Origin of the sequence: Rathayibacter sp. AY1D5 (assembly GCF_002932515.1) — a bacterium.
In the GTDB taxonomy this organism is placed as follows: domain Bacteria; phylum Actinomycetota; class Actinomycetes; order Actinomycetales; family Microbacteriaceae; genus Rathayibacter.
This window is the reverse complement of sequence record NZ_PSVU01000045.1, coordinates 1-15,252: the sequence shown is the minus strand read 5'-3', so window position 1 is coordinate 15,252 and position 15,252 is coordinate 1. Positions and strand designations below refer to the sequence as shown.

Genomic DNA, 15,252 nt, shown 5'->3' with positions numbered 1-15,252 from the left:
GCTCACCGTGAAGACCCGCCTCCTCGCCCTCACCGCCCTCCTCGGCGGCACCGCGCTCGCCCTGAGCGGCTGCTCCGGAGCGGGCAGCGCCTCCGACAGCTCCGCCGCCGCCGCCGCGGGCGGGCCCGTGAAGGTCGTCGCGTCGACGAACGTCTACGGCGACCTCGTCTCGAGCATCGGCGGCGACCTGGTCGAGGTGACCAGCATCATCGACAGCCCGGACAAGGACCCGCACGAGTACGAGGCCACCGCCCGCGACCAGCTCGCCGTGTCCGGCGCGACCCTCGTGATCGAGAACGGCGGCGGCTACGACCACTTCCTCGACACCATGATCAGCGCGGCCGGCACCGAGGCCCCCGTCATCACGGCCACCGTGATCGCCGGCCTGGAGGACGTCCACGACCACGCGGAGGAGGAGGAGTCGGAGGGCGGGCACGAGCACGCGGAGTTCAACGAGCACGTCTGGTACGACCTCTCGGTGATGAAGGAGGTCGCGGGGCGGATCGGCGACGAGCTCGCCGCGCTCGACCCCGACAACGCCTCCGCCTACTCCGCCAATCTCGCCACCCTCGACGAGGGGCTCGACGCCCTGATCGCCCGCGAGGGCGAGCTGAAGGGCGCGCTCTCCGGCCGCTCCATCGCGATCACCGAGCCCGTCCCGCTGTACATGACCGATGCGCTCGGCCTGACCGACGCGACTCCCGAGGCCTTCAGCGAGGCGGTCGAGGAGGGCACCGACGTCCCCGCGACCACGCTCCAGGAGACGCTCGCCCTGTTCTCCGGCGAGGCCGTCGACGCGCTGATCTACAACGAGCAGACCGAGGGCGCGCAGACGGACGCGGTGCTCGACGCCGCGAAGGCCGCCGGGATCCCGGCCGTCCCCGTCACCGAGACGCTGCCCGAGGGCGACGACTACATCGGCTGGATGACCGCCAACCTCGACGCGATCGAGGGAGCCCTCTCCCAGTGAGCCACGACTCCCCGACCAGGCCCGTCTCCCCGGAGGCGGGCCCTTCGGCGTCCGTGCTGCGGCTGCGCGGCGCCGGCCTCCGCTTCGGCGACCGCGAGCTGTGGAGCGGCGTCGACCTCGACGTGCGCGCCGGCGAGTTCGTCGCGGTGCTCGGCGCGAACGGCTCCGGCAAGACGAGCCTCCTGCGCGCGGTGCTCGGCCAGCAGCAGCTGAGCGCGGGGGAGCTGCAGGTGCTCGGCGAGCCCGTGCACCGCGGCAACCGGCGCATCGGCTACATCCCGCAGCAGAGGCTCGCCGACGAGGGCACGCCGCTGCGCGCGCGCGATCTGCTCGGGCTCGGGATCGACGGCCACCGGTTCGGCCTGCCCCTGCCCTCCCGCTCCCGGCGCGCGGCCGTCGACGCGCTGCTCGAGGCCGTCGGCGCCACCGCCTTCGCCGACGCCCCCATCGGCAGCCTGTCCGGCGGCGAGCAGCAGCGCGTCCGCGTCGGCCAGGCGCTCGCGGGCGACCCGGCGCTCCTGCTCTGCGACGAGCCGCTGATCGCGCTCGACCTCGCCCACCAGCGCGCGGTCAGCGAGCTGATCGACCGGCACCGCCTTGAGCGGAACCTCGGCGTCCTCTTCGTCACGCACGACGTGAATCCGGTGCTCGGCATGGTGGACCGCGTGCTCTACCTCGCCGGCGGCCGGTTCCGGATCGGCACCCCCGACGAGGTCCTGCGCTCGGAGGTGCTCAGCGAGCTCTACGATGCACCCGTCGACGTGATCCGCGCCCGGGGCCGGGTCATCGTGGTCGGCGCCCCCGACCACTCGCACGTGCACGAGCACGAGGAGGGGCAGTCGTGACGGACGTCTGGTCGCAGATCTTCGACTTCTCGGACTACGGAGCGCTGCTGTCGCTCCTGATGAACTCGGTGATCGCCGGCGCGGTCCTCGGAGTGGTCGGCGGGCTCATCGGCGTCTTCGTGATGTCGCGCGACATGGCCTTCGCGGTCCACGGCATCAGCGAGCTCTCGTTCGCGGGGGCGTCCGCGGGGCTGCTGCTGGGCGTCGGCGTCGTCGAGGGATCGATCGTCGGCTCGCTGATCGCGGCGGTCCTGATCGGCGTGCTCGGCTCGCGCGCCCGCGACCGCAACTCGATCATCGCGGTGCTGATGCCGTTCGGACTCGGCATCGGCATCCTCTGCCTGGCCCTCTACCCGGGCCGCAGCGCGAACAAGTTCGGCCTGCTCACGGGTCAGATCGTCGCGGTCGACGACCCGCAGCTCGGGTGGCTGATCGGCATCTCGGTGGTCGTCCTCGTCGGTCTCGCGCTGATCTGGCGCCCCCTCACCTTCGCGAGCGTCGACGCCGACGTGGCGGCCGCGCGCGGCATCCCCACCCGGGCGCTCTCGATCGCGTTCATGCTCCTGCTCGGCCTCGCGGTCGCCGTCTCGGTGCAGATCGTCGGCTCGCTGCTCGTGCTCGCGATCCTGGTGACGCCGGCGGCCGCGGCGCTGCGCCTCTCCGCCTCGCCGGTGGTCGTGCCGCTGCTGAGCGTGCTCTTCGCCGTCGGCGCGCTGGTGGGCGGCATCCTGCTCGCGCTGGGCGGATCGATCCCGATCAGCCCCTACGTGACGACGATCTCGTTCGCGATCTACGCGGTCTGCCGGATCATCGGCCGGAAGGGCGTCCGGCGCTCCCGGCTCGCCGTCGGCGGGGGGCGGTAGCGTGGCCCGGGACGTGCGGAGTGGAGGTGGTCCAGTGGTCAAGCGCAACACGTGGCAGCGCGAGGCGGTGCGCGAGGCCCTCGGGCGTCGCGAGGACTTCGTCAGCGCCCAGGGCCTGCACAGTGCGCTGCACGCCTCCGGCTCGCCGATCGGGCTCGCGACGGTCTACCGCGCGCTCTCGGACCTGGCCGTTGAGGGCGAGGCCGACTCGCTGCAGTCGCCCGAGGGCGAGAGCCTCTACCGCGCCTGCACGCCGGGGACGCACCACCACCACCTGATCTGCCGCCGCTGCGGGCTGACGGTCGAGATCGCGGCCGACGAGGTCGAGGAGTGGGCGCGCTCGGTCGCGTCGCAGAACGGATTCACGGACGCGCACCACGTCGTGGACGTCTTCGGGCTCTGCGCGGCCTGCACCACGGAGCTCGCCGAGGCCTGAGGCCGGTCCGGCCGGGAGCCCGTCCGCGGGCGACCGTCGATCCTGGTCCGGCTCAGGCCGGGAGGAACACGCCGATCGACCGGTCCTTCACCACGGAGCCGGCGGGCAGCACCCGCCCGCTCATCGCGAGGTAGACGCCCGGCGGCAGCAGCTGCACGGCGGCCACCGCGGTGCCGAGGTTGAACGCGGCATCGCTGTCGAGCATCCGTGCGGGCTGCATCGCGCCGGTGAGGACGACCACCCGATCGCGGACGACGCCGAGGGCCTCGGCCGTCGCGGTCATCGTGTCGGTGCCGTGGGTGAGGACGATCCGATCCTCCTCGGCGGCGAGCACCCGCTCGCGGATGAGGGCCCGATCGGCGTCGTCGAGCTCGAGGCTGTCCTTGGCGAGGACCTCCTCGACGCGGAACTCGAGCGTGGTGAGCACCGGGGCGAGCAGGCGCGGCACCATCGGGGCGCCGATCTCGAGCTCGCCCGCGAGCGAGTACTCCTTGTCGACGGTGCCACCGGTGGTGAGGACGAGGATGCGGTCAGTCACGCGATCAGACTAGGCGCCGCCTCCGACACCGGCACGTTCGTGCGCAGTGGCCGCGCCACGGCGGCGACGGCGGCCCGCATCGGGAACGATGGAGGGCATGACATCCTCCTCCCCGTCCCTCCTCCGCACCGGCGCCAAGGTGCTCCTCGGCTCCGCCCTCCTCTTCGCGGGGGTGAGCCACCTCACCCGCAAGCGGGAGGAGTTCCAGGCGCAGGTGCCCGAGTGGGTGCCGCTGGACAAGGACGCGGTCGTGCTCGCCTCGGGCGTGGTCGAGATCGGCCTGGGCGCCTCGCTGGTGCTCGCGCGCCGACGGGCGCCGCTGGTCGGAGCCGCGGCCGCCGCCTTCTTCACCGCGATCTTCCCGGGCAACGTCTCGCAGTGGGTGACGCGGACGAGCGCCTTCGGCCTCGACACCGACCGCAAGCGCGCCGTGCGCCTCGCGTTCCAGCCGCTGCTGGTGGCGTGGGCGCTCTGGTCGACCCGTCGTCCGCGGGGCTGATCCCTCTCATCGGATCCCGCTCGCCGGGCGGCACGACGCCGGCCGTGAGCGCGTGCCGCCCGCCGCCCGCCTCGGAGCATCCCCCTCAGCCGCCGCCCTGCTGCGCCTCGGCCAGCAGCGGCGCGAGCAGCTCCTCGATCCGGCGCCGCGCCCCCTCGGCGTCGCCTGCGGCGATCGCCTCGACCAGCTCGGCGTGCTGCCGGGCGTGCACGTCCTCCTCGCCGACGACGTCCTCCTCCAGCACCGACTCGAACATGCCGGTGAGGCCGTCGTAGAGCTCGACGAACAGGTCGTTGTGGGTCGCGACGACGACGGCCCGGTGCAGCGCGGTGTCCGCGGCGATCCGCTCGGCGAGCTCCGGCGCCTCCCACGAGCGGGCCCGGCGGGCCAGCAGGGCGCGGAGGGAGGCGACGTCCTCCCCGGTGCGGCGCTCGGCCGCCAGCGCGGCCGTCGCCCCGTCGATCGCGAACCGCAGCTCGAGGCCCTCCCGGCGGGCGGCGCTCGGGATGCGGCGGCGCAGCGATTCGGCGAGCTGCGAGCGCGCGGTGACGAACGTGCCGCGCCCCTGCTCCCGCCGCACGAGGCCCGCCTGCACGAGGGCCTGGACGGCCTCGCGGACGGAGTTGCGTCCGGCGCCGGTCCAGCGGGCGAGCTCGGCCTCCACCGGGATCCGCTCGCCGACGGCCCAGCGGCCGGAGCGGATCTCCTCGTGGAACAGCGCCGTGACGTGGTCGATCACGCTCTCGCGCTGGAACGGCGCCGCGGGGCTAGACTCGCCAGGATTCATCCCATCATCCTATCTCTCGGGGACTCCATGACCGCAGCACCGATGCTCCGCGCCACCGCCCTCCTGGCCCTCGCCGCCATCGCGATCACCGCGCTGAACCTCCGCACCGCCGTCACCGGCTTCAGCCCGCTGCTCGACACGATCGGCGCCGATCTCGGCTTCGGGCCCTCGCTCTACGGGGCGCTGGGGACGATCGTCACCGCCTCCTTCGCCGTCTTCGGCTTCGTCGCCGCGGCCGTCTCGCGCCGGATCGGCCTGGAGCGCACGCTCGCGATCGCGACGCTGGTGACCACACTGGGCATCGCCCTCCGCGCGCTCAGCCCGAGCCCGGTCGCTCTGGTGCTCTCGACCGTCGTCGCCTTCGCGGGCGTGGGCACCACGAACGTGCTCATCGTGCCGATCGTGAAGCGGTACTTCGCCGAGCGGATCAAGACGGTCAGCTCGCTCTACCTGGCGCTGCTGCAGGTGGGCCAGTTCGTCGCTCCGCTGGTCGCGGTGCCGCTGGCCTCGACGGCGGGGTGGCGCTGGGCGATCGGGATCTGGGCCGTGATGACGGCCGCGGCCTGCCTGCTCTGGGCGGCGCTCGCGGCCCGCGGAGGAGGCGGGGCGGCTCCGGCCGCCGCCGGCGGCCGCGTGGACGGGGCGTGGCGCACGCCGCTGCTCTGGGCGATGGTGCTGATGCTCGGGGTGACCGGTCTGCACACCTACGGGATCATCACCTGGCTGCCGACGATCCTCGTCGACGCGGGCGCGGATCCGGCGCAGGGCGGGGCGCTGCTGGCGCTGTTCTCGGTGTTCGGCCTCGCCGCCGCCTTCGTGGTGCCGCCGCTGACGCTGGGGATGCGCAACCCGGTCGTGGTCGTGGTGGTGTGCTGCGCGCTGCTCGCGGTCGGCTACGCGGGCCTCGTCGTCGCTCCGCTGGAGGGTGCCGTGGCGTGGGTGGTCTGCCTCGGGCTCGGCGTCAGCACGTTCCCGATGACGCTGACGCTCGTGAACGCGCGGACGCGGACGACCACCGGCTCCTCGACCCTCTCCGGCGCCACGCAGGGGCTCGGCTACGGGCTCGCCTGCCTCGGTCCGCTGCTGATCGGCGTGCTCTACGAGGCGCAGGGGGACTGGGGCGGCGCGTACGCGCTGCTGTTCGCCGGAGTGGCGGTGCTGCTGGTCAGCGGGATCGTCGCGTGCCGTCCGCGGTTCCTCGAGGACGAGGCGGCGCTCCGCCGGGCCTGAGCGGCGGCGCTCAGCGCGACGCGGCCGGAGCGAGGGCGGAGACGATCCGCCCCAGCCCGAAGCGCCAGGCGCTCTCCACGTCGCCGCCGAGGGTGAAGGCGCCGGTGATCTCCATCCCGATGAACCCCGTCGCCCAGGCGGTCAGCGTGCGCGCCGCCTCGAGGGCGTCCTCCTCGCCCGCCAGCTGCGCGGTGAGGTCCAGCAGGCGGGCGCTCGCCGCGTCGCGGTACTCCTGGGCGGCGACGGGAGTGCCGGGAGCGGGGGCCGTCACGAGGAGGAACGCGGCCTGCCCGGCCTCTGGCCGGAGCTCCTCGCCGAGCTGCGCGCGATCGGCCGCACCCTCGACGACGTGCGCGGCGTCGTGCTGACCCACGGCGATTCCGACCACGTGGGCTTCGCCGAGCGCCTGCGCCGCGACCACGGCGTGCCGGTCCACGTGCACGCCGCCGACGCCGAGCGGGCGAAGGGCGGGGCGAAGCCGAGGACCGCGACACCGCGGCTGCGCGTCCTGCCGCTCCTCGGCTTCGCGGCCTACGCGCTGCGGAAGGGCATCGCGACGGTCCCGCCGCTCACCGAGGTCGTGGAGGTGCACGACGGGCAGACGCTCGACCTGCCGGGCGCTCCGCGCGTGATCGCGCTCCCGGGCCACTCCCCGGGGAGCATCGCCGTGCACGTGCCGCTCGCCGACGCGGTCTTCGTCGGCGACGGGCTGACCACCCGCCACGTGCTCACCGGTCGCACGGGTCCGCAGCCCGCGCCCTTCACCGACGAGCCGGAGCAGGCGCTCGCGTCGCTCCGGGCGCTCCTGCCCACCGGGGCGCGCTGGGTGCTCCCGGGCCACGGAGCGCCGTGGAGCGGCGGGATCGAGGCGGCGGTCCGGCTGGTCGAGAGCGCCTGAGGCCCGGAGCCGCTCAGGAGGCGGGGACGAGCTTCCAGCGGTCGGCGAGGATCTCGAGGCCCTTGTCGAAGGTCGCCGACCACGCCGTGACGTCGTGGGCGCTGTCCGGCACCTCGAGGTAGGTGGCGCTCATGCCGGCGGCGACGGCCGCGGCGTAGACGGTCTTCGCCCCGGGGAGGAACGAGGTGTCCTCGGCGCCGACTCCGAAGATCGCGACGGTGCCGGTGTAGGGGGCGTTCTCCGCGAGGACGTTCACCGGCTTCGCGGCCTCGTAGGCGGCCTGGTCGCCGCCGAACCCCTGCGCGACCGTCGCCGCCTCGCTGCCGAGGGTCGGCGCGAGCTCGCCCGAGGCGTCGACGATGTTGCCGAAGAGCGACGGGTGGCCGGCGCCGAGCTGGATCGAGCAGGTCCCGCCCTGCGAGAGGCCGCCGATCGCCCAGTGCTGCGCGTCGCCGAGCACCGGCAGGTTGGCGCGGATCCAGTTCGGGACGTCGACGGTGAGGTAGGTGGCGGACTTCCCGAGCGGCGAGTCGACGCACATCGGGTTCCTGTCCGGATCGCCCAGCTGGTCGGGCGACACGACGATCGGCGCGAGGCCGGCGTGAGCGGCGGCGTAGGCGTCGAGGGTCTGCTGGAACTTCTCGGTCGAGAGCGGATCGGAGGGCGACCCCGGCTGCCCCGAGAGCATGATCATCACCGGCAGCAGCGGCGGTGCCGCGGTGAGGGCCGCGGGCGGGAGGTAGACCACCGCGTCGCGGGCCGGGAAGCCCGACGCGGTGGCGGGGATGGCGACCGTCGAGACCGAGCCGACGGCGGGCATCCCGGCCGGGGCCGTCCATGTCGCGAGGTCCGAGTGCGGTCCGTCCGCGGCGGCGACCGGCACGGAGGAGTCGGAGTACGCGCTGATCCCGAGCGCGCTGCGCACCGTGGGGTACTGGCCGAAGTCGATGTTGACGGTCATCGCGGCCGCCGCGACGACGAGCACTCCGGCCGCGAGCGATGCGAGAACCCCCCGCGCGCGGCGGCGGGCGATCGCGTGCCCGAGGACGACCAGGGCGACGCCCAGCCCGCCGATCCCGAGGCCGATCGCGACCCGGGTGACCGGCGTGAAGTCGACGCCGAACGGCCCGTCGGGCCCGTCGACGAGGGCGGCCAGGGCGGCGCCGCCGATCAGGCCCAGGAGGAGGACCGCGACGGCGATCCCGCCGCGCCGGGAGCGCCCGCGGCGGGGAGCGCGGACGTGGGCGGCGAGCAGGAGGAGGAGCGCTCCGATCGCGAGCACGTAGACGGCGACGACGAGGGGGCCGGAGACGAGGCTCAGGTCGAGGAGAGAGGTCATGCGTCGATCCGGTCGGAGGGTGCTCGGGCGGGGGTCAGTCTGGCGGCGGTCTCTGGAGGAGAGCCGGGAGCTGTCGGGAGCGATTCTCCTCCCCGGGCGCGAATCCACCGAGCTCTCCACCGATCGGGCGCAACCCCGCGCGCCGCGCCGCCGCTCCCGCCTAGCGTGGGACTCCCGACGCACACCGCGCCCTCACGAAGGAGCCCGCACCATGACGCAGCACCCCCGCCTCGAGACCTCCTCCCGCGAGGCCCGCGCATGAGCCGCGGAGTCGCCGTCGTCACGGGCGGCACGGCCGGGCTCGGACGCGCCACGGTCCGCGAGCTCGCCTCCCGCGGCTGGGACGTCGCCGTGCTGGCGCGCGGCGAGGACGGACTGGCGGCCACGGTGGCCGAGATCGAGCAGAAGGGCCGGCGCGGGCTGGGCATCCCGACCGACGTGGCCGACCGCGAGGCCGTCGAGTCGGCGGCCGACCGGGTCGAGGCCGAGCTCGGCCCGATCGAGCTGTGGGTCAACGACGCGATGGTCGGCGTCTTCGGCGAGTTCCTGTCGACCGAGCCCGCCGACTTCGAGCGCGCCGTGGGCGTCAACTTCTTCGGCTTCGTCAACGGCACCCGCGCAGCCCTCTCCCGGATGACCCCGCGCGACCGCGGGCACGTCATCCAGGTCGGCTCCGCCCTCGCGCACCGGGGCATCCCGCTGCAGGCCGCGTACTGCGCCTCCAAGTTCGGCGCCCGAGGCTTCACCGAGGCCGTCACCGCGGAGCTGCTGCACGCGAAGAGCCGCGTGCGCCTGTCCGAGGTCGACATGCCGGCGCTCAACACCATCCAGTTCAACTGGGTGAAGTCGCAGCTGCCGCACCACCCGCAGCCCGTGCCGCCGATCTACGAGCCCGAGGTGGGCGCGATCGCGATCGCCGACGTGGCCGACAAGCCGCGCCGCCGCACCTGGGTCGGCGAGCCGACCGCTGGCACCATCCTCGGCGACCGCTTCGCCGGGCGCTTCATGGACTGGTACCTCGCCCGCAGCGCCTTCGACGGTCAGCAGGCCCCCGACAAGACGGAGCCGATGCTCCCGAACAACGTGTATGAGCCGGTCCCCGGCGATCACGGCGCCCGCGGCCTCTTCAGCGACCGCGCGCACACCATGACGCCCCAGATCTGGATGATCCGCCACCGCGCCCTGAGCTACGCGGGGGCCGCCGCGGCCCTCGCCGCCGGCGCCGCGGGCGTCGTCTCGGCCCTGCGGAGGAAGTGACCGTGGTCGACGCCGTCGTCATCGGGGCGGGCCCCAACGGCCTCGCCGCCGCGGTCACGCTCGCGCGGGCCGGGCTCTCGGTCACCGTGCTCGAGCGCAACGAGACGATCGGCGGCGGCGCGCGCACGGCGGAGCTGACGCTGCCCGGCTTCCACCACGACGTCTGCTCGGCGGTGCACCCGATGGCACTCGCGTCCGGCTTCTTCCGCGCCTTCGGGCTCGACCGGCGCATCGAGCTGGTCGTCCCCGAGATCTCGTACGCGCATCCTCTCGACGGCGGCCGCGCGGGCATCGCCTACCGCGACCTCGACCGCACGGTCGAGGCGCTGGGGCGCGACGGAGCGGCGTGGCGCGCCCTGATGGGACCTCTCTCCGAGCGGGCCGACCGCGTCGCGGGCTTCACCAACGACGCGCTGCTGCGGATCCCGACGGACCCGAGCGTGCTGATCCGCTTCGGACTGCGGGTGCTCGAGCAGGGCACCCCGGTGTGGAATCTGCGCTTCCGCGAGGACGTCGCCCCGGCGATGTTCTCCGGGGTCGCCGCGCACTCGATCCGCCCGATGCCGAGCCCGTCGACGGCCGCGGCCGCCCTGGCGCTCGGCGCCTACGCCCACGCGCGCGGCTGGCCGGTGCCGATCGGAGGCAGCCAGTCGATCGTCGACGCGCTCGCCGACGACCTCCGGGCGCACGGCGGCACCATCGAGACCGGCGTCGAGGTGACCTCGCTCTCGGAGCTGCCCCCGGCCCGCGCCGTGCTCGTCGACGGCACGCCGACGGCGCTGCTCGCGATGGCGGGGGACCGGCTGCCCCCGGCGTACGCCGCGGCCCTCCAGCGCTTCCGCTACGGCAACGGCGTGGCCAAGGTCGACTTCGCCCTCGACGGACCGGTGCCGTGGACGAACCCGGAGCTCGCCGGCGCGGGCACGCTGCACGTGGGAGGCAGCCGCGCCGAGATCGCGGCCGCCGAGCGCGACGTGAAGCGCGGCCGGCACAGCCGCAGCCCCTACGTGCTGGTGGCGCAGCCCTCGATCGCCGATCCGACCCGGGCGCCCGAGGGCAAGCACGTCCTCTGGGCGTACACGCACGTCCCCCGGTACTCGCCCGCCGACCAGCAGGAGGCGATCACCGCCCAGATCGAGCGCTTCGCCCCCGGGTTCCGCGACCGCGTGATCGGCGCCTCCTCGATGACCGCCCGCGACATGCAGGCCTACAACCCGAACTACCTGGGCGGGGACATCGCTGCCGGAGCCGCGAGCGTCGCGCAGCTGCTCTCGCGCCCGGTCCCCACGACCGACCCGTGGCGGACGCCCGCGAAGGGGCTCTACCTCTGCTCCTCGTCCACCCCGCCCGGGCCGGGCGTGCACGGTATGGCCGGCTGGCACGCCGCCCGCAGCGCGTTGCGGCACGAGTTCGGGGTGCGCGAGTCGCCCGACCTGTCGCCGGAGGCGCGCCCGGCCTGAGCCGCCGCCGTTGCGCTGCGCCCGTCGCCGCCCCCGGCCTGCCAGGCTGAGGGACGGCGCCGCCACGCGCCCCACCCCCACTCGAAGGAGCCCGCGATGTCTCGCACCACCCGCGTCGTCCACTGCCCGCCCGAGTCCGTCTTCGCGGTGCTCGCCTCCGGCTGGCTGTTCCCGAGCTGGGTCGTCGGCGCGTCGCGGATGCGGAAGGTCGACGCCGACTTCCCGCACGTGGGCTCGCAGCTGCACCACTCCTTCGGCCTGTGGCCGCTCGTGATCGACGACCGCACCACGGTTCTCGAGTGGGACCCGCCGCGCCGGATGGTCATCCAGGCCGCCGGCTGGCCGCTCGGCGAGGCCCGGGTGCGCGTCGAGGTCGAGCCGCACGCGCGCGGCGCGAAGGTGCGGATGCACGAGGCGCCCGTGAAGGGCCCGGGCACGCTCGTCCCGAAGCCGCTGATGCACTCGTTCCTCTGGATCCGCAACCGCGAGGCCGTGCGCCGACTCGCCCACATGGCCGAGGCGGGAGCCGCGGGCCGCACGCTCGCGCCCGCCTCGCTCCCCGCGCCCGCCGACCGCGCCGGGATCGACCGGCCGAAGCACGTCTGGGCGCGCCTGACCGGAGCGATCGGGTCGATCGCGGTCGGGACGCTCGTGGTCCGCGGGGTCCTCGCGGCCGTCCGGCGCGCCCGGAGCTGACGGCGCCCGGAGTCAACGGTGCTCGGACCCGACGGCGCCCCGGTCGGACGCCGCCCGGGTCAGACGATCCGCTCGACCAGCCGCACGTGCTGCACCGCGACGCGCTTCGGCTCGCCCGCGAAGGCGGCGTCGCGCTCGGGCGAGGCCAGGTACGCCCGCTCGACCTCGGCGAACGCGTCGGCGTCGCCGGCCGTGCTGACCGCCCAGACGAACTCGTTCACCTCGCGGTCGGCGTAGGCGAACTCGATCCGGAAGCCGTGGGCCTCGCGCGCCGGCACGATCCGCTCGGGGAACCAGGCGAGGAAGTCGTCCATCACCCCGTCCATCAGCTCGTAGCGTCGGAGTTGGATCGTCCTGGTCTCGGCTGCAGCGCTCATGCTGCGACGGTACCCGCCCGGCGGCCGCGCCGTCGCCGCGCTACGCTCGCCGCCGACAGCCCCACGCCGAGGAGGACAGCACGGACCCCCGCCACCGCTCCCTCGCGCTGCTCGTCGCCGGCTGCTTCTTCATGGAGAACCTCGACGCCACGATCGTGACGACCGCCGCGCCCGCGATCGCCGCCGACCTGGGCGTCGACTCCGCCGCGGTCTCGATCACCGTCACCGCGTTCCTCCTCACCGTCGCCGTCCTCATCCCGGCCTCGGGCTGGCTCAGCGAGCGCTTCGGCGTGCGCCGCGTCTTCACCACCGCGATCGCCGTCTTCACCCTCGCCTCCCTGCTCTGCGCGCTCAGCCCCACGCTGCCGCTGCTGGTCGGCGCCCGCGTCCTGCAGGGCGTCGGCGGCGCGCTGATGGTGCCGGTCGGCCGGCTCGCGGTGCTGCGGGCGACTCCGCGGGAGGGGATCATCCACGCCATCGCGATCCTGGTCTGGCCGGGACTGGTCGCCCCCGTGATCGCGCCGTTCCTCGGCGGGCTGCTCACGACCGTCGCCTCCTGGCACTGGATCTTCCTGATCAACCTGCCCCTCGGGGTCGTCGCGTTCGCGATCGCGCGCCGGATCGTCCCCGCCACCGCCGAGAGCGCGCCGCCCCCGCTCGACGTCACGGGGCTGGTGCTCGTCGCGGTCGGTCTCGGCGCGCTGGTCGGAGCGGCGGGGCTCCTCACCGGCTCCGAGCTCGACGGGCGGGCGGTGGCGCCGCTGCTCGTCGGCGCGGTCGTGACGGCGCTCGCCGTGCGGCACCTGCGCCGCGCCGAGCATCCGCTCGTGCGGCTCGACGCCTTCCGCTTCCGCACCTTCCGGGTCGCCAACGCGAGCGGATCGCTCTACCGGGCGACCGTGAACGCGGTGCCGTTCCTGCTCCCGCTGCTGTTCCAGGACGCGTTCGGCTGGAGCCCGGTGCAGGCCGGCTCCGTGGTGCTGGCGCTCTTCGCCGGCAACCTGGCGATCAAGCCGGCCACGACTCCGCTGCTGCGGCGCCTCGGCTTCCGCGGGGTGCTGGTCGCGGCGAGCGCGGTCGGGGCGGCGTGCATGGCGGCGATGGCGTTCCTCGAGCCGGCGACTCCGGTGGCGCTCGTGGTGGCGCTGCTGGTGCTGGGCGGAGTGGCCCGCTCGGCGGGCTTCACGGCCTACAACACCGTCACGTTCGCCGAGGTCCCGCAGGAGGGGATGTCCGGCGCCAACACCCTCAACGCCACCACGCAGCAGATCGCGGCCGGCCTCGGGGTCGCGGTGGGCGCGGTGGCGCTCGCCGTCGGCACCGCGATCGGGCCCGGCCTCGTCCCCTACCGCGTCGCCTTCCTCGCCCTCGCGGTGCTGACCCTCGTGCCGCTCGCCGCCGCCGCCCGGCTCCCGCGCGACTCCGGGAGCGCCCTCACCGCCTGACCCGCGCGGGCGTCAGGCGAGGCCGAGCGCGATGCCGTCGAGGATGTCGTGCGCGGTCGAGCGGACCCGGTCGACGCCCGGCGACGCCTCGTGGACCGCGCGGAGGACCTCGCCCCAGACCAGCGCGCCGGCCGCCAGCACGTCCTCGCGCCCCGGGCGGACCCAGGGGAGGGCCGCCGTCCCCTCCGGAGACAGCGCGGCGAGCTCGTCGCAGGCGGCGAGGACGTCGGAGAGGGGGAGGGACGTCTCGAGCGCGGCGCGGTCGGTGCTGCGGAGGACGTGCGCGGTGATCGTGAGCACGGTCGCGGCGACGCCGACGACGCTCCGGGCCTGCGAGAGGTCGACGGAGGAGGCGGCCAGCGCGGCGGCCACGTCCGCCCGCATCGCCGCGCGCTCGCCCTCCGTCGGTGCGGCGGCCCGGCGGTGGCGCTCGGTCAGGCGGACGCTGCCGACGTCCATCGAGTGCGCCTGCTCCGGCTCCGCTCCGCCGAGCACGAGCTCGGTCGAGCCGCCGCCGAGGTCGACGACCAGCACGGGCCGGGCGGAGTCGACGGCCGAGACCGCGCCGCGGAAGGAGAGCCGCGCCTCCTCCTCGCCGGAGATCGTCTCCGGGGTGACGCCGAGGATCCGCTCGACGGCGGCGAGGAAGTCCTCGCGGTCGGCCGCGTCGCGGGTGGCCGAGGTGGCGACGAAGCGGAGGCGCTCGGCGCCGGCCTCCTGCGCGGCGGCCGCGTACTCGCGGGTGACGGCGAGGGTCCGCTCGAGCGCGGCCGGGTCGAAGCGGCCGGTGCGGTCGACCCCGCGGCCCAGCCGCACGAGCTCGGTGCGACGCTGGACGTCCCGGAGGCGGCCGCCCTCCACGTCGGCGATCAGCAGGCGGAGGGAGTTGGTGCCGCAGTCGAGCGCCGCGACGCGCGTGGGGGAGGACATCCGCCCATTCTGCCCGCGCGGCCGGGGCCGGAGGCGGGCGATAGCCTGGGGGAGAGACGAAGGAGCCGCCCGTGCACGAACACCACGTCCGCGTCCACCGCAGCGACGAGGAGCTCCCGCGACACGGGCAGCTCGCCCACGCGCTCGCCGAGGTCGCCGCCGATCCGGTCGAGATCGACGACGAGGTCGCCGAGATGGTGGTCAACCGGGTCATCGACAACGCCGCCGTCGCCACCGCGTCGCTCCTGCGCCGCCCGGTCGTCGCCGCCCGCGCGCAGGCTCTCGCGCACCCCGCCTCCATCGGCGGCCAGGGCTCGGTCGTCCTCGGCGTCGACCCGGCCCGCCGGGTCTCGCCCGAGTGGGCGGCCTGGGCCAACGGAGTCGCCGTGCGCGAGCTCGACTACCACGACACGTTCCTGGCGGCCGAGTACTCGCACCCGGGCGACAACATCCCTCCGCTGATCGCCGTCGCCCAGCACGCGGGCATCGGCGGGGCGCAGCTCGTCCGCGGCATCGTCACCGGCTACGAGGTCCAGGTCGACCTGGTGCGCGCGATCAGCCTGCACCGGCACAAGATCGACCACGTCGCGCACCTCGGCCCCTCGGCCGCCGCCGGGATCGGCACGCTGCTCGGCCTCGACGTCGCGACGATCGAGCAGGCCGTCGCGCAGGCCCTGCACAC

General features: G+C 74.9%; 18 protein-coding genes. 12 read left to right on the top strand and 6 right to left on the bottom strand.

Annotated elements, in window-relative coordinates:
* The first annotated feature begins 7 nt into the window (after positions 1–7).
* Genes C5C82_RS13165 through C5C82_RS13150 form a run of 4 tightly spaced genes read left to right on the top strand, consistent with a single transcriptional unit; the run spans position 8 to position 3,114 of the window.
* The gene (locus C5C82_RS13165; RefSeq protein WP_104296044.1) at positions 8–970 is read left to right on the top strand and encodes a metal ABC transporter solute-binding protein, Zn/Mn family; all 963 of its coding nucleotides are present in this window, start codon (positions 8–10) and stop codon (positions 968–970) included.
* Positions 967–1,815: a metal ABC transporter ATP-binding protein gene (locus tag C5C82_RS13160; protein ID WP_104296045.1), complete on the top strand. Its 849-nt coding sequence runs from the start codon at positions 967–969 to the stop codon at positions 1,813–1,815. Before C5C82_RS13165 ends, C5C82_RS13160 begins: the two co-directional genes overlap by 4 nt.
* A gap of 59 nt (positions 1,816–1,874) precedes the next feature.
* Positions 1,875–2,678 (top strand): metal ABC transporter permease, encoded by an 804-nt coding sequence (locus C5C82_RS13155; protein WP_104224551.1) that lies wholly within the window; start codon positions 1,875–1,877, stop codon positions 2,676–2,678.
* Between the two features lie 34 nt (positions 2,679–2,712).
* Positions 2,713–3,114 carry a Fur family transcriptional regulator gene (locus C5C82_RS13150; RefSeq protein WP_104296046.1) on the top strand — a complete coding sequence of 134 codons (402 nt, stop codon included), beginning with the start codon at positions 2,713–2,715 and terminating at the stop codon, positions 3,112–3,114.
* Between the two features lie 52 nt (positions 3,115–3,166).
* Here the strand turns inward: C5C82_RS13150 and C5C82_RS13145 are convergent, their stop codons facing one another.
* Complete coding sequence (locus C5C82_RS13145) at positions 3,167–3,652, bottom strand: asparaginase domain-containing protein (protein ID WP_104224541.1); 486 nt, start codon at positions 3,650–3,652, stop codon at positions 3,167–3,169.
* A 97-nt stretch (positions 3,653–3,749) separates the two neighbouring features.
* On the opposite strand from C5C82_RS13145, the gene C5C82_RS13140 reads away from it, so the two are divergent.
* Positions 3,750–4,151: a hypothetical protein gene (locus C5C82_RS13140; protein ID WP_104224540.1), complete on the top strand. Its 402-nt coding sequence runs from the start codon at positions 3,750–3,752 to the stop codon at positions 4,149–4,151.
* A gap of 85 nt (positions 4,152–4,236) precedes the next feature.
* Here C5C82_RS13140 and C5C82_RS13135 read toward each other — a convergent pair whose 3' ends face one another.
* Positions 4,237–4,938, bottom strand: a complete 702-nt coding sequence (locus tag C5C82_RS13135; RefSeq protein ID WP_104227223.1) for a FadR/GntR family transcriptional regulator — start codon at positions 4,936–4,938, stop codon at positions 4,237–4,239.
* Positions 4,939–4,965: 27 nt separating this feature from the next.
* Between C5C82_RS13135 and C5C82_RS13130 the strand changes: the two genes are divergently transcribed.
* A complete protein-coding gene (locus tag C5C82_RS13130) occupies positions 4,966–6,168 on the top strand; it encodes an MFS transporter (RefSeq protein ID WP_219814848.1) in 1,203 nt (400 codons plus the stop codon).
* Between the two features lie 10 nt (positions 6,169–6,178).
* On the opposite strand, the gene C5C82_RS17640 is transcribed toward C5C82_RS13130, so the two are convergent.
* Positions 6,179–6,541, bottom strand: coding sequence for a TetR-like C-terminal domain-containing protein (locus C5C82_RS17640; RefSeq protein WP_258066118.1), 363 nt, complete (start codon positions 6,539–6,541; stop codon positions 6,179–6,181).
* Here C5C82_RS17640 and C5C82_RS13125 point away from each other — a divergent pair.
* On the top strand, positions 6,518–7,066 hold the full coding sequence (locus tag C5C82_RS13125; RefSeq protein ID WP_258066117.1) for an MBL fold metallo-hydrolase: 549 nt from the start codon (positions 6,518–6,520) through the stop codon (positions 7,064–7,066). The two genes, C5C82_RS17640 and C5C82_RS13125, sit on opposite strands and share 24 nt — an antisense overlap.
* Before the next feature lie 13 nt (positions 7,067–7,079).
* On the opposite strand, the gene C5C82_RS13120 is transcribed toward C5C82_RS13125, so the two are convergent.
* Positions 7,080–8,405 (bottom strand): esterase family protein, encoded by a 1,326-nt coding sequence (locus tag C5C82_RS13120; protein ID WP_104355203.1) that lies wholly within the window; start codon positions 8,403–8,405, stop codon positions 7,080–7,082.
* Positions 8,406–8,663: 258 nt separating this feature from the next.
* Between C5C82_RS13120 and C5C82_RS13115 the strand changes: the two genes are divergently transcribed.
* The 3 genes from C5C82_RS13115 (at position 8,664) to C5C82_RS13105 (ending at position 11,818) form a co-directional block, all read left to right on the top strand.
* Complete coding sequence (locus C5C82_RS13115; protein ID WP_104233564.1) at positions 8,664–9,662, top strand: SDR family oxidoreductase; 999 nt, start codon at positions 8,664–8,666, stop codon at positions 9,660–9,662.
* Positions 9,663–9,664: 2 nt separating this feature from the next.
* Complete coding sequence (locus tag C5C82_RS13110; RefSeq protein ID WP_374953871.1) at positions 9,665–11,122, top strand: phytoene desaturase family protein; 1,458 nt, start codon at positions 9,665–9,667, stop codon at positions 11,120–11,122.
* Between the two features lie 96 nt (positions 11,123–11,218).
* Positions 11,219–11,818, top strand: coding sequence for an SRPBCC domain-containing protein (locus C5C82_RS13105; RefSeq protein WP_104355202.1), 600 nt, complete (start codon positions 11,219–11,221; stop codon positions 11,816–11,818).
* Between the two features lie 59 nt (positions 11,819–11,877).
* Here the strand turns inward: C5C82_RS13105 and C5C82_RS13100 are convergent, their stop codons facing one another.
* Entirely contained in the window at positions 11,878–12,195 is a 318-nt protein-coding gene (locus tag C5C82_RS13100) for an NIPSNAP family protein (protein ID WP_104224531.1), read from the bottom strand.
* 131 nt (positions 12,196–12,326) lie between these two features.
* Between C5C82_RS13100 and C5C82_RS13095 the strand changes: the two genes are divergently transcribed.
* On the top strand, positions 12,327–13,640 hold the full coding sequence (locus C5C82_RS13095) for an MFS transporter (protein ID WP_104355201.1): 1,314 nt from the start codon (positions 12,327–12,329) through the stop codon (positions 13,638–13,640).
* A gap of 12 nt (positions 13,641–13,652) precedes the next feature.
* Here C5C82_RS13095 and C5C82_RS13090 read toward each other — a convergent pair whose 3' ends face one another.
* A complete protein-coding gene (locus C5C82_RS13090) occupies positions 13,653–14,570 on the bottom strand; it encodes an exopolyphosphatase (protein WP_104324645.1) in 918 nt (305 codons plus the stop codon).
* Between the two features lie 71 nt (positions 14,571–14,641).
* On the opposite strand from C5C82_RS13090, the gene C5C82_RS13085 reads away from it, so the two are divergent.
* A partial coding sequence (locus C5C82_RS13085; protein WP_146079620.1) for an MmgE/PrpD family protein occupies positions 14,642–15,252 on the top strand: 611 nt, incomplete at its 3' end.